The sequence below is a fragment of the Burkholderia sp. BCC1999 genome, from assembly GCF_905339975.1.
Taxonomy (GTDB): Bacteria; Pseudomonadota; Gammaproteobacteria; order Burkholderiales; family Burkholderiaceae; genus Burkholderia.
Window position 1 is genome coordinate 118,832 of record NZ_CAJPHP010000007.1, and the last position, 13,567, is coordinate 132,398.

Annotated in this window: 10 protein-coding genes; 3 read left to right on the forward strand and 7 right to left on the reverse strand. The window is 66.5% G+C overall.

Translation table 11 applies throughout. From position 1 onward, the window contains the following. Window positions 1–103: 103 nt before the first annotated feature. The 4 genes from U5809_RS11925 to speB form a co-directional block, all read right to left on the reverse strand. The gene (locus U5809_RS11925; protein ID WP_322086655.1) at window positions 104–1,534 is read right to left on the reverse strand and encodes a cytosine permease; all 1,431 of its coding nucleotides are present in this window, start codon (window positions 1,532–1,534) and stop codon (window positions 104–106) included. Window positions 1,535–1,836: 302 nt separating this feature from the next. Continuing rightward, the gene (locus tag U5809_RS11930; RefSeq protein ID WP_322086656.1) at window positions 1,837–2,514 is read right to left on the reverse strand and encodes an SOS response-associated peptidase family protein; all 678 of its coding nucleotides are present in this window, start codon (window positions 2,512–2,514) and stop codon (window positions 1,837–1,839) included. 131 nt (window positions 2,515–2,645) lie between these two features. Continuing rightward, the gene (locus U5809_RS11935) at window positions 2,646–3,110 is read right to left on the reverse strand and encodes a GNAT family N-acetyltransferase (RefSeq protein ID WP_322086657.1); all 465 of its coding nucleotides are present in this window, start codon (window positions 3,108–3,110) and stop codon (window positions 2,646–2,648) included. Continuing rightward, window positions 3,103–4,071, reverse strand: coding sequence for an agmatinase (gene speB / locus U5809_RS11940; RefSeq protein ID WP_322086658.1), 969 nt, complete (start codon window positions 4,069–4,071; stop codon window positions 3,103–3,105). Before speB ends, U5809_RS11935 begins: the two co-directional genes overlap by 8 nt. A 129-nt stretch (window positions 4,072–4,200) precedes the next feature. Here speB and U5809_RS11945 point away from each other — a divergent pair, with 129 nt between their 5' ends. Continuing rightward, complete coding sequence (locus U5809_RS11945; RefSeq protein ID WP_322086659.1) at window positions 4,201–5,118, forward strand: LysR family transcriptional regulator; 918 nt, start codon at window positions 4,201–4,203, stop codon at window positions 5,116–5,118. A gap of 27 nt (window positions 5,119–5,145) precedes the next feature. On the opposite strand, the gene U5809_RS11950 is transcribed toward U5809_RS11945, so the two are convergent. Then, window positions 5,146–5,775, reverse strand: coding sequence for an NAD(P)H-binding protein (locus U5809_RS11950; RefSeq protein ID WP_322086660.1), 630 nt, complete (start codon window positions 5,773–5,775; stop codon window positions 5,146–5,148). Between the two features lie 457 nt (window positions 5,776–6,232). On the opposite strand from U5809_RS11950, the gene U5809_RS11955 reads away from it, so the two are divergent. Beyond that, the gene (locus U5809_RS11955) at window positions 6,233–9,715 is read left to right on the forward strand and encodes an ESPR-type extended signal peptide-containing protein (RefSeq protein WP_322086661.1); all 3,483 of its coding nucleotides are present in this window, start codon (window positions 6,233–6,235) and stop codon (window positions 9,713–9,715) included. A 116-nt stretch (window positions 9,716–9,831) separates the two neighbouring features. Here the strand turns inward: U5809_RS11955 and U5809_RS11960 are convergent, their stop codons facing one another. Further along, window positions 9,832–10,857 (reverse strand): AraC family transcriptional regulator, encoded by a 1,026-nt coding sequence (locus U5809_RS11960; RefSeq protein ID WP_322086662.1) that lies wholly within the window; start codon window positions 10,855–10,857, stop codon window positions 9,832–9,834. A 121-nt stretch (window positions 10,858–10,978) separates the two neighbouring features. On the opposite strand from U5809_RS11960, the gene U5809_RS11965 reads away from it, so the two are divergent. Then, a complete protein-coding gene (locus U5809_RS11965) occupies window positions 10,979–12,079 on the forward strand; it encodes an alpha/beta hydrolase (protein ID WP_322086663.1) in 1,101 nt (366 codons plus the stop codon). Between the two features lie 96 nt (window positions 12,080–12,175). Here U5809_RS11965 and lpdA read toward each other — a convergent pair whose 3' ends face one another. After that, complete coding sequence (gene lpdA, locus U5809_RS11970; protein WP_322086664.1) at window positions 12,176–13,567, reverse strand: dihydrolipoyl dehydrogenase; 1,392 nt, start codon at window positions 13,565–13,567, stop codon at window positions 12,176–12,178.

Sequence of the window (13,567 nt, forward strand, 5' to 3'; positions counted from 1 at the left end):
CGGTATCGCGGAAATGGGAATCGGTTGGGTCAGCCTGGCGCAGACGACGCCCGGCTCGGCGCTCAGGCCGGCAACGAGCCGGCCCGATGCGCGAGAGGCACCGTCAGTGGTGAACTTCGCCGCGCTCGATCGGCAGGATCAGGCGTTCAGGGATACTGCGACGCGATACGCGCGCGCCGATGTAATACAGCACGGCCGGCACGATCAGCCCGAGGATCCACGAGATGTCGGTGCCGCCAAGCGCATCGACGAGCGGCCCCGTGTAGATGTGCGTCGACATGAACGGCAACTGCACGAGGATGCCGACCACGTAGATCGTGATCGCCATCGCGTTCCAGCGGCCGTAGCGGCCATTCGGATCGGACAGCGCCGGCACGTCGTAGCGCGAGCGCGTGAAGCAGTAGTAGTCGACCAGGTTGATCGCGCTCCACGGCGTGAAGAACGCGAGCAGGAACAGGATGAACGCGGTGAATTCCTTCAGGAACGAATGACGGCCCGCGAGCGCGATCAACGTCGACACGCAGATCATCCCGAAGATGTATACGAGGCGGCTCTTCGACGACACGGCGCCCTTGCCGCGGAAGCCGCTGACGATCGTCGCCATCGACATGAAGCTGCCGTACGCGTTGAGCGCCGTCACCGTCACCTTGCCGAACGCGATGCTGAAGTACAGCAGCGCAGCCACGGCGCCCGTCGAGCCGAGGCCGACGATATACGACACTTCATGGTGCGCGAACTGGCTGCCGGCCAGCGCGGCCGCGAACACGCCGAACACCATCGCCGCCTGTGCGCCGATCACCGAGCCGAGGCCGACTGCGAGGAACGTCGCGACCGACGACGTCGAGCGCGGCAGGTAGCGCGAATAGTCGGCAACGTACGGGCCGAACGCGATCTGCCACGACGCGGACAGCGACATCGACAGCAGGAAGCTCGCGAGCGAGAAATGCTTGTTCGCGAGCAGCGCGCCGACGTCGTGGTTCGCGAACAGCTGCGTGAACATGTAGACGAACGCGGCGATGCCGACCACGCTCGCGACCCGGCCTACGGCATGGATCGCGCGATAGCCGAACACGGTCAGCACGACGATCACGGCCGCGAACAGCAGGATGCCGGCCGCGTCATCGATGTTCAGCAGCTGCGCGACGGCCTGCCCGGCCAGCACCGAGCCGCTTGCGGAAAAACCGATATACATCAGGCACACAAGCACGATCGGAATCATCGCGCCGTACACGCCGAACTGCACGCGGCTCGAGATCATCTGCGGCAGCCCGAGCTGCGGCCCCTGCGCGCCATGCAGCGCCATCACGGCGCCGCCGACGAACTGGCCGAGCAACAGCGCGACCAGCGACCAGAACACGTCGCCGCCGAGCACGACCGCGAGCGCGCCCGTGACGATGGCCGTGATCTGCATGTTCGCCGACAGCCACAGCGTGAACTGGCTCAGCAGGCCGCCGTGGCGCTCGGCGTCGGGAATGAAGTCGATCGAGCGTACCTCGATCAGTCCGCCGGCTTTTCCACTGGAATTCGTTGACACGGGTCAATCTCCAAAATACTCAGGACCACAATGGTTTGAACGGGACAGGATGCAGCGAGCCGCCCTTTCGGCTCTACGGGTGCGGGGCGCCGTGGATCGCCGGCATGCGCCACGCACGCACGGTCTGCACGCTGGCGCGCAAGCGACACGACGTGTGCCGACATTGCCAGCGGATGATCTTGTATATACAACTTGTGAGATATCGGTGATTACCCGGTATCGATCGATTCACGAAATCGTCCGAATAATCGGTGCACGGCCGGGCAATTTCGACGCAAGTCAGGCGTCGGAAAAATGAAAGGTCACGCGCCGGCCGGCGGTGCCTGGTCGGGCTCGGCCGTCATGCCATCGGCGGGGAACAGGTTCAGCATGCGCCGCGCGGCCTCGATGTCGCGCGTATGCAGCCATTCATCGTAATCGTCGCGGCGCAGGATCACGACGCCGCGCTTCTCGTCGCCCGGCCGATGCATCCGCGCGAACAGCGGATGATCGTCGGCGTTCACCGTGAGCATCGCCATGCCGATGCATACGCGTCCGTCGCTGTCTTCGTAGCGGCGCCAGATACCGGCGACGCAGTACGGCTGCCAGCCGTCGACGCCGATCCGGTGCCATACGTTGCGCCCGCTCTCGTAGCACGGCTCGCAGATCCAGCGCGCCGGAATCAGGCAGCGCTGGCCGTTGCGCCAGGCGTTCGCGTAGAGACGCGACGCGCCGACCGTTTCCGTGCGCGCGTTCACCGTATCGAGCTTCTTCTTTTTCCGGCCGTGCTCGTCGAGCCGCTCGGGCTGCATGAATTTCGGCCAGAAGCCGAACACGGCCGCCACGACCGCAAGGCCGTCGCCGTCGGCGCATGCGACGGGCGCCGCGTAGTCGGGATACACGTCGGGCGCCCACGGGTCGCGGCGATACAGATCGCCGATGCCGATCTTCAGTTCGCTGATGCCCGGGTCTTCGCCAGGGGCGCGGTAGTGAGTGCACACGGTTCGTGCCGACGGTGGAGGCAATGCTTCCATCGTAGATCAGCGCGCGTGCCGCAATTGCGTTGTTGTTTTGTATGACGAAACAGTTTTACGGATCGCTGAAACGCCGCGATCCGCGGCAACGCATGCGCTCAGGCGTGCTGCCCGACCTGAAGCGTGAGAATTTCATCGCCCGCTTCATCCAGCTTGCCGGTCGGTATCCAGCCGAGATGCCGGTAGAACCCATACGAGCGCGACGCGGGATCGGTCGAGCAGCCGAGAAACAGCGACGTGAAACCGTTCGCCGCGAAATCGTCGACTACGCGCCGCAGCAGCCGCTTGCCGATCCCCGCGCCCTCGTACTCGGGCAGCATCGCGAGCACGACGATCTCGCCCGAAGCCGTATCGCCGAAGCAGTAGCCGACCATCCGTCCGTTCGCGCAGCACACATGGCCCGAGAACAGGCCGTCGCGGATCCCGTCGTCCCAGCTTCCGACGGTGATGCCGAGATCGCGCAACTGCGCTTCGGTGAACGCGTTCTCGCGGGTCTTTCCGCGCAGTGCGATGCATGCGGCCGCGTCACCGGGCACGGCCTTGCGCCAGTCGAGTTCATCCATCGATCGATTTTTCCCTTGCCTGCCGCCGGCGCGATGCATACAGGCAGATCAGTTCCAGCGCGATCGTCGCGCCGGCCAGCGACGTGATTTCCGCATGATCATACGGCGGCGACACCTCCACCACGTCCATGCCGACCAGGTTGATGCCGTCGAGGTGACGCAGGATCTCGAACGCCTGGTGGCTCGACAGTCCGCCCGACACCGGTGTACCCGTGCCCGGCGCAAACGCCGGATCGAGACAGTCGATGTCGAACGTGAGGTACACCGGATGATCGCCGACGCGCTCGCGAATTCGTGCGGCAATCGCTGCCGGCGTCGATGCATGCACGCGGCGCGCATCCTGGATGTCGAATCCCATCGGCTCGTCGTTGGTCGTCCGGATGCCGATCTGCGCCGACCGTTCGGGCACGACCCACCCTTCCCGTGCCGCGTGATAGAACATCGTCCCGTGATCGATGCGCTTCACGTCGCGATCGGGCCACGTGTCGGTGTGCGCATCGAAATGCACGAGCGACAGCGGCCCGTGCACCTTCGCATGCGCCTTCAGCAGCGGATACGTGATGAAGTGATCGCCACCGAGCGTCAGCATCGCGCAGCCGCGCGCGAGAATCGCATCGGCATGCCGCTCGATCGCGCCCGGCACCGATTCGGGCTGCCCGAGATCGAACGCGCAATCTCCGTAATCGACGGCAGCCAGCACGTCGAACGGATCGAACGACCACGGCCACGGGCGCGCCCACGCGATGCCCGTCGACGCGATCCGCAACCCGCGCGGGCCGAAACGCGTGCCGGGCCGGTGCGATGCGGCGGAATCGAACGGCACGCCGGTGATCGCGAGGTCGACGCCGTCGAGATCGCGGCTGAAGCGCCGCCGCATGAAGCTCGTCGCGCCGGCGAAGGTCGGTTCGGCCTGCGTGCCGTAGAGGCTGTCGCGCGTGAACGCGAAATCGTTCTGGCTCATCGTCGGAGTCCTGTCTGAAGGGGGACACGGCCGCGCGGGAGGCGACCTCGTACCCGATTCTGCCGGCATGGCATCCAACGAAAAATATGAACTAACATAAGCCGACTTCACGAAACGCGATGTATCGCCATGCTGACCCGACTCCGAGACATGGATTTGCAATTGCTGCGGCTCTTTCTGACGATCGTCGAAAGCGGCGGCTTCAGCGCCGCGCAGGGCACGCTCGGGATGGCGCCGTCCACCATCAGCACGCAAATGGCCAAGCTCGAGACCCGGCTCGGGTTCCGGCTGTGCGATCGCGGCAAGAGCGGGTTCCGGCTGACGCCGAAGGGCGAGCGCGTGCTGCAGTCGACGCGGCGGCTCCTGCAGGCGATGGACGTGTTCACGCGCGACACGCAGCACGTGTCGGGCACGTTGCTCGGCGAGTTGCGCATCGGGTTGTCCGAGCGGCTCGCGCCCGATGTCGTCGAATCGATCGCGGCGGCCGTCGGCCGTTTTCGCGAACAGGCGCCGGACGTGCTGATCGAGATGATCGCCGTACCGCCCGACGAACTGGAGCGCAGGCTGCTGAAAGGCGAACTGCAGCTCGCGATCGGATATTTCTCCGGCCATCAGGCCGGCCTGCACTATGCGCCGCTGTTCGTCGAGCACCAGTCGCTGCATTGCGGCGCACGCCATCCGCTGTTTGTGAAGAAGACCGTCTCGGTCAACGACATCGCGCGCACGAGCAACGTCGCGCGGCTCTACAAGACGAACACGTCGGGTGCGGCGCTGCGCAACGCGCAGCCGACCGCATTTTCGGAAAACGTCGATGCCGACGTGATCTTCATCCTGTCCGGCGCGCATGTCGGCTTTCTGCCCGACCACGTCGCGGCACCGTGGGTCGCCGCCGGAAAGATGCGCCGGCTGCTCGCGAGCAAGCTGAGCCATACGGTCGAATTCCAGCTCGCGACGCCGAGGAACTGCGACGGCAGCGAAGCGCTGGATGCGTTCACCGCGGCGCTCGCCGAACAGTTCGGCGGGCTCGATCGATTGTCGGGCGGATAACCGGGTACGCGGGCAGCCCGCTGCGCGTCAGACGAGCCGGTCCGATGCGACGACGTGCACGCCCGGCCGCGCGTCGATCGCGGCATCGACCAGCGCACGCGCGATCCGCGATGCCGGATTCACGCGCCACTTCGCGGGCAGCACCGGCCCGACAGCGTTCAACGCGAACACGAACAGCCGCTCGCCGAGCCTGAATTCGTCACGGCTGCCGCCGATCAGGCCCGGCCGCACATAGGTGAGCGACGCAAACCCGACGCCGGCGAGCGCCTGCTCGACCTCGCCCTTCACGCGGTTGTAGAAGATGCGCGACGCGGCATCCGCGCCGAGTGCGGAATTCAGCACGTAGGCCGGCGTGCCGTGCCGGCGCGCAAGCCGCGCAACCGCTAGCGGATAGTCGTGATCGACGCGCCGGAAGGCCGCCTGCGAGCCGGCGGCCCGCATCGTCGTGCCGAGCGTGCAAATGACCGCATCGGCCTGCCACCAGTCGGCCGCGTCGGGCAGTTGATCGAAATCGACCTCCAGCGCGCGCATCTTCGGATGCGGCGACAGCGGCCGGCGCGCGACGACGATCACCTGATCGACCCGCGAATCGGCGAGCGCGACTTCAAGGACGTGGCGCCCGACGAGTCCCGTCGCGCCGACGAGCAGCAGTTTCATGTCCGGTTCTTCCGTGTGAAGCCTGCGTTGGCGGGCCCGATGCGGCCCGGTTTCCGGCTATCGACATGATCGTCGGCCGACCTCGCGCCGACAACCTTCCTGCATCTCGAAAAATTACAGACGTCGCTCATTGCACATCTCGAATTTGCAGAAACCGGCTTCCGCCCGGACACGCACGCATGCAGCATTTCGTCGCACCTTTTCACGCATTTTTGGCATTTTCATCGAACCCCATATCTAAAAGCATCGAATAATTCGATGTTTGTACGACAAATAATGTCAAGCAGTGCAAGAAAGTGCATTCATTTTTCGTTGTTTTACATTACAAATACATTTCATTCTGTAAGATTCACCTCATTCGTTATCTCTTAATTCACCCGGGAACGCCCATCCAGCTGCCTTAATTCATCAAGTCATCGTATCGCGGTGCGGCGTCCTCTTTTTTCCGAGACAGACTATGAACCGCACTTTCCGTACGATCTGGAACGACGCACTGGGCGCCTGGGTCGCCACCTCCGAAACCACCCGCGCCAACGGCAAGAAAGCGTCGAGCACGGTCTCCGCTTCCGCACGCTTTGCCGCCACCCTCTCCGTCGCCGCCGCGGCCCTGATTCCCCTCGACAGCCTCGCCTACGTTTCCGTCGGCGGCGACACCGGCTACCAGTGCTCCGGCACGTGGGCAGCCTGCGCCGACTACTGGTCCGTCGCGATCGGAGACGAAGCCACGGCGACGCAAACCGGCAAGCGCGCCGGTGCGACGACGGCCAGCTTCCTGACGTCGGTCGGCTCGCGCTCGAAGGCGACGGGCGGCACCTATGCGGCGGCCTTTGCAGCCGAAGCCAACGCGACCGGCGAAGGCTCGCTCGCGATGGGCGGCAAGTCCGCCGCATCCGGCGCAAGCGGCGTGGCCGTCGGCTACCGCTCGAACGCGAGCGTCGCCAATGCAGTCGCGCTCGGCCAGGGTTCGGTCGCCGACCGCACCGGTTCGGGCACGGAACGCTTCTCCAACGCAGCCGTCGCATCGAACGGCGTCGTATCCGTCGGCAGCGCCGGCGCGGAACGCCAGATCACCCGCGTCGCCGGCGGCATGCAGGACACCGATGCCGTGAACGTCCGGCAGCTGGCCGCCGTCGACACCGCCGCATCGAATGGCCTCGCGTCGCTGTCGACCTCCACGTCGGCCGCGATCGATGCCGCGACCACGCATTACTACAGCGTCAACGACGGCGGCACGGTCGGCAAGAACTACAACAACGACGGCGCCACCGGTTTCAACGCGATGGCAGCCGGCGTGAACGCATCGGCGGCCGGTCATGGCGACGTTGCGATCGGTGCGGGTGCGGCCAGCAGCAGCGGCTCGACCGGCGCCGGCAACGTCGCGATCGGCCAGGACGCCAGCGCGATCACCGCCGGCGGCGGCTTCGGCGCGATCGCGCTCGGCGCGGGCGCGAAGGCCGGCACGGGCGGCTACACAGGTGCCGCCGCGATCGGCTACAACAGCTCGGCCACGGAAAACAGCACGGCGATCGGCGCGAACGCGACGTCGAGCCACACCGGCACGGCGCTCGGCCGCGCGGCGGAAGCGACCGCTCGAGGCGCGCTGGGCGCAGGCTCGTCCGCCGCCGCTACTGCAACGAGCGCGATCGCGCTGGGCGACCGCGCGACGAGTTCGGCCGCCACCAGCGTGTCGATCGGCACACAGGCCAACGCCAGCGCACAGGCCGCGAGTGCGATCGGGCCGCGTGCGGTTGCGTCGGGTGCGGGTGCGGTCGCGATCGGTGCGAGCGCAACGGCTGCCGACGCGAACTCGGTCGCGCTCGGCGGCGGTGCGGTCACCGCTGCTGCCACCGGCACGAGCGGCGCGACGATCAACGGCCGCGCATACGACTTCAAAGGCACCGCCCCCGTCGGGACGGTCAGCGTCGGCAACCAGAATCGCGAACGGACGATCACCAACGTCGCGGCCGGTCAGCTCAACGCGAACAGCACCGACGCCGTCAACGGCTCGCAGCTGAACGCGACCAACGTCGAGCTCGGCACGGTGGGCTCCAACCTCACGAGCCTGTCGACGTCGACGTCGACCGGCCTCTCCACCACGAACGACACGCTCACGTCATTGTCGACGTCGACCGCCGACAGCCTGCGCATCGTCGACAGCAACATGGCCTCGCTGTCGACCGGCCTGAGCACGACCGACAACACCGTCGCATCGCTGTCGACTGCCACGTCCACCGGCCTCTCGACCACCCACAACACGCTGGTTTCGCTGTCCACGTCCACATCGACCGGCATCGATACGCTCGGCAAAAACCTGACGTCGCTGTCGACCGCCACGTCGACGACCGTCGGTTCCTTGTCCACCACGATCAGTACAACGAATGACAATCTGGTCTCGTTGTCGACCTCGACGTCGACCGGCTTCGTGTCGCTGTCGACCGGCCTGAGCACGACCAACGACACGGTCACGTCGTTGTCGACCTCCACGTCGACCGGACTGTCGACGACCAACAGCACGCTTGCGTCGTTGTCCACGTCAGCCTCGACGGGCGTCCATTCGCTGTCGACCAGCCTGAGCGCGACCGACAGCACGATGACGTCGCTGTCTACGTCGACGTCGTCGGGCCTCGGCTCGCTGTCGACGAGCATCAGCTCGGTCACCGTCAACACGACGAACCTCGGCAACAGCACGGCCGACGCGCTCGGCGGCGGCGCCACATACGATCCGGTAACCGGGAAGATCACCGCGCCCTCGTATGTGACATACAACAACGACGGCACGACGACGACTCACGCCAACGTAGGCGACGCGATCGACAACCTCAACGCGAAGGGCGCGAAGTACTTCCACGCGAACTCGACCGAGGCCGACAGCCAGGCCACCGGCGCGAACAGCGTCGCGATCGGCCCGAACGCGGTCGCGAACCTCGACAACTCGGTGGCGATCGGCAACCGTTCGGTCACCGGCGCCGCGGTCGGCGTGTCGTCGTCGAGCGTCGGCGGCCTGCATTTCGGCGGATATGCGGGTGCGAACCCGTTCGGCGTGTTCAGCGTCGGCTCACCGGGCCAGGAACGCCAGATCCAGAACGTCGCGGCCGGCCGTGTCAGTGCCGACAGCACCGATGCGATCAACGGCAGCCAGCTGCATGCGACCAACCTCAACGTCGCATCGCTGTCGACGGGGTTGAGCTCGACGAACAGCAATCTCGCATCGCTGTCCACGTCGACGTCGACCAGCATCGGTTCGCTGTCGACCGGCCTGTCGTCGACCAACGAAGCGCTGGGCTCGCTGTCGACCTCCACGTCGACGAGCGTGACGTCGCTGTCCACCGGCCTGTCGACGACCAACGACCGCGTATCGTCGCTGTCGACCAGCGTGACGAACATCAACACGCAGATCAACAACCTGTCGACGTCGGCGTCGCGCAACACGGGCATCACCGCGGACATGAACGGTTCGGGCACCGATGCGCCGACCGTCACGGCCGGCTCCAACTCGGTCGCGATCGGCGCGAACTCGAACGACGGCGGCCGCTCGAACGTGGTCTCGGTCGGCACCGCGGAGCAGCAGCGCCAGATCGTCAACGTCGCACCGGGCACGCAGGGCACCGACGCGGTCAACCTGAATCAGCTGACGATGGCGACCGAATCGGCGAACCGCTACACCGACCAGCGCGTCGGCGCCATTCAGCAAGGCGTGAACGATCTCGCACGCAACGCCTATTCGGGGATCGCGATCGCCGGCGCGCTCGCGGGGATGCCGCAGGTCGATCCGGGCAAGGTCGTCTCGGTCGGCGCCGGGTTCGGCAACTATGGCGGCTATACGGCAATCGCGGTCGGTGGTAGCGCGCGGATCACGCAGAACACCGTGATCAAGCTCGGTGTCGGCACGGTGAACGGCTCGCGCATGATGGTCAACGGCGGCATCGGGCATTCGTGGTGATGCCGCGCGGGCCGGCGCGGATCGTGTCGGCCCGCCCCGCAGTGGAAACGGGAAAGCCCGTGAGCGTCAGTTCGCTCACGGGCTTTTTTATCGGCGAAGTCGTGGCGGTTCACATGCTATGAAGCGGCCGTTTCCTGTCGCGACACGCTCGGCGCAACGCCCGTCCAGCGCTTGTATGCCTGCGAGAACGACGACATGTCGCTGAAGCCCAGCTCCTCCGCGATCTCCTTGATCGACAAGCTTCCTTCGGCGATCAGTGCCTGCGCACGCGCCTTGCGGACCGCGTTCGAGATGTCGCGAAAGCACGCACCCTCTTCCTGCAGGCGGCGCTTCAACGTGCGCTCGCTCGTGTTCAGCAACGTCGCGATGTCTTTCAGTTGCGGCGGCCGGTCGAACGGGCGCGTGGCGAGGTACTCGTTCAGGAACGACACGAGATCGACGCGCGTGCGCCGGCGTGTCATCAGCTCCGCACACATGCGTTCGCACATCGCCGCGGTCGCGGCATTCGCCTGCGGCAACGGCCGCTCGAGATGCGCATGTTCGAACGTGAGCGTACTGGCAGGCTGGCCATGCCGGATCTTCGCGCCGAGCACCGTCTGTTTCGCTTCGGAACCGGATTCGGCGTCGCACGCCAGATCGAACGACGCGAGTTCGAACGCGCTGTCGATCACGTCGCGCAGCACGCGGCACGTCGCGCCCATCGCGCGTTCGACGAAGAAGCGCTGCACGTTCGCGGCAAGCTCCGGCGACGCGTCGAACTGAATCGCGTCGTGCGGCCCGTCTCGTCGGAACGTCATCCCGACGAACGTATAAGTCAGCGCCAGGTAGCGGCCGGCGAGCGCGACCGCGTCAATGCCCGTCGCGCTGCTCAGCAGTCCGTATCCGAGCAGCCCGTATGCGGACAGCTGGTACGACAGGCCGACTTTCAGACCGATGCCGGCCTCGCCGGACGTCAGGTCCAGCAGATTCGACGCAACGGCCAGCTCCTGCGCGGCCAGCACCGTGAAATCGGGGTCGGCAAGCTGCTTCAGCGTGAGCTGCGAGCCCTTGAGCAACGCCGAGGGCGCAATCTTCCGGTCACGCCCGAACTCGATCATCAGCAGGACGGAAGCCGGGCTGCGGGCAAAGTTCCAGACATTCATCAGACGCCTCGCGACGTGGGGTTGGCCTAGATTCTAAAGCGGTTGGCCTGCCGCAGCATGGATCGCACGAGCCCACGCGCCGATGATGGACGACATCGCAACCCGCACGGCGTCGATCACCATGAAGCTCACTTCGCTCTTTCGTCCGGCCCGCACGCTACTGCTGGCCGCCGGCTTGTCGGGCGCACCGCTCGCACCGGCGCTGGCCGACGATGCCGTTTCGCCCACCCCACCGGAGCCCGCCACCATGCCCAGGACCTACGCAGACCAGCCCGTCTGGCGCGACATGCAGAAATTCCTCCCCGCCGACTTCCAGTGGCAGGACGGCCGGCAGCCGCGGGAAGAATGGTGGTCCTGGCACGGCCATCGCATGCATCTCGATACGTACCGCAACCCGCAGGCGCGGGTGAAGGTGATCCTGTTCCATGGCGTGGGCACCAACGGCCGGCAGATGTCGATGATCCTCGGCGAGCAGCTGGCGCGCCGCGGCTACGAAACGATCGCGGTCGACATGCCCGAATACGGGATGACCGAAGTCGCCAGCGGCGCACTGGTTCGCTACGACGACTGGGTGCGCGCCGGCAGCGACCTGATCGACGCGGAACGCGCGAAGGACGATCGGCCGATCGTGCTGTACGGGCTCAGCGCGGGCGGCATGCTCACGTATCACGTGGCCGCGCTGAACGGCAAGGTCAAGGGCATCGTCGGCATGACCTTTCTCGACCAGCATCTGCAGCAGGTGCGCGACGAAACCGCGCGCAACGTGTTCATGAGCCGCGTCGGCGGGCCGATGATGCATCTCACCGCGATGACCCCGCTCAAATCGATGCGCGTGCCGATGACGCTCGCCAGCAAGATGTCCGCGCTCGTCAACGACCCGGATGCGCTGAAGGTGTGGCTGTCCGATCGCACCTCCGCCGGCAACGCGATGACGATCGCGTTTCTCGATTCCTACATGTCGTACCGGCCGGCGGTCGAGCCGGAGGACTTCGCCGTCTGCCCGGTCCTGCTCACGCAACCGGCCGCGGACCGCTGGACGCCGCGGCACCTGAGCGAACCGTTCCTCGCGCGCATTCGCCGCGTGCCGGTCAAGGTGACGATGCTGGAGAACGCGGGCCACTATCCGCTCGAACAGCCGGGGCTGTCGCAGATGGTCGATGCAATCGACGCGTTTTATCGCGAGGTGACGTCGGAACACGTCGACCACCGCGCGCCGTCATGACGTGCAGCGCACGCGCCGGCACAGAAGCCGGCGCCACAAACGGAAAACCGCCGATGCGTGCGTTGCGCATCGGCGGCTCCGTGTCACGACCGCCCGTCAGACATGCAACGCATGCCCGAGCGCACGCAACGCCGCTTCCTGCAGCGCCTCGCCGAGCGTCGGGTGCGCATGGATCGTGCCGCCGATGTCCTCCAGCCGCGCGCCCATCTCCAGCGACTGCGAGAACGCGGCAGCGAGTTCCGACACCCCGCGCCCGACGGCCTGCCAGCCGACGATCAGGTGGTTGTCGCGCCGCGCGACGACCCGCACGAACCCGTCGGTCGCCTGCAGCGTCATCGCGCGCCCGTTCGCCGCGAACGGGAACGATGCGCTCAGGCAATCGACGCCGGCTGCATGCGCATCGTCCGGCGACCAGCCGGCCGTCACGATCTCGGGATCGGTGAAGCACACGGCCGGAATCGACGCCGGCACGAACTGGCGGCGCCGGCCGGCAATCAGCTCGGCGACCATCTCGCCTTGCGCCATTGCGCGATGCGCGAGCATCGGCTCGCCGGCGACGTCGCCGATCGCCCACACGTTGCGCATCGACGTCCGGCATTCGTCGTCGATCCGCAGCGCACGGCCGTTGCGATCGAGCTGCAGTGTCTCCAGCCCGAATCCGTCGACCCGCGGCCGGCGGCCGACGGCCACCAGCACGCGATCGGCCGGCAGCGTCTGCTCGGCGCCGTCGGCGGCCTGCACGCGCACCGCGCCTTTCTCCCCGAGCCCGAGCACCTTATGGCCAAGTCGCAGATGCACACCGAGCCGCGCGAGCGAATCGGCCACCGGCCGCGAGAGTTCGGCATCGTACGCAGGCAGCACGCGTTCGGCCGCTTCGACGACGCTGACGTCGACACCGAGCTTGCGATAGACGATCCCGAGTTCGAGCCCGATATACCCGGCGCCGACGACGACCAGCCGCTTCGGCAACGTCGCGGGCGACAGGGCTTCGGTCGACGACACGACGTGCCCGCCGAACGGCATCGTCGGCAGCTCGACCGGCTCGGAACCCGTCGCGAGCAACAGGTGTTCGCAACTGATCCGCACCGCGTGGCCGCCGGTGACGACATCGACGGTCTTGCCGTCGACCACGTGTGCGTCGCCATGCAGCACGCGTACGCCGTTCTTCTTGAGCAGCGCGCCGACGCCGCGCGTGAGCCGGTCGACGATGCCGTCCTTCCACGCGACGCTTTTCGCGATGTCGATCTCGGGCGTGCGCACGCGGATCCCGAGCGCGCCTTCGCCCGCATGACCGCACGCCTGTTCGAACGCATCGGCCACGTGGATCAGCGCCTTCGACGGAATACAGCCGATATTCAGGCAGGTGCCGCCGAGCCGGTCGCGCTCGACGAGCACGGTCGGGATGCCGAGCTGGCCGGCGCGAATCGCGGCAACGTAGCCGCCCGGGCCGCCGCCGACGACGAGCAATGTGGTGTGTTCGTTCTTCAT

Excerpts from the sequence above, each read along its gene's own strand:
- lpdA (WP_322086664.1), bottom strand. The coding sequence starts at position 13,567 with ATGAAGAACGAACACACCACATTGCTCGTCGTCGGCGGCGGCCCGGGC.
- U5809_RS11955 (WP_322086661.1), top strand. The coding sequence starts at position 6,233 with ATGAACCGCACTTTCCGTACGATCTGGAACGACGCACTGGGCGCCTGG.
- speB (WP_322086658.1), bottom strand. The coding sequence starts at position 4,071 with ATGAGCCAGAACGATTTCGCGTTCACGCGCGACAGCCTCTACGGCACG.
- U5809_RS11945 (WP_322086659.1), top strand. The coding sequence starts at position 4,201 with ATGCTGACCCGACTCCGAGACATGGATTTGCAATTGCTGCGGCTCTTT.
- U5809_RS11950 (WP_322086660.1), bottom strand. The coding sequence starts at position 5,775 with ATGAAACTGCTGCTCGTCGGCGCGACGGGACTCGTCGGGCGCCACGTC.
- U5809_RS11960 (WP_322086662.1), bottom strand. The coding sequence starts at position 10,857 with ATGAATGTCTGGAACTTTGCCCGCAGCCCGGCTTCCGTCCTGCTGATG.
- U5809_RS11965 (WP_322086663.1), top strand. The coding sequence starts at position 10,979 with ATGAAGCTCACTTCGCTCTTTCGTCCGGCCCGCACGCTACTGCTGGCC.
- U5809_RS11935 (WP_322086657.1), bottom strand. The coding sequence starts at position 3,110 with ATGGATGAACTCGACTGGCGCAAGGCCGTGCCCGGTGACGCGGCCGCA.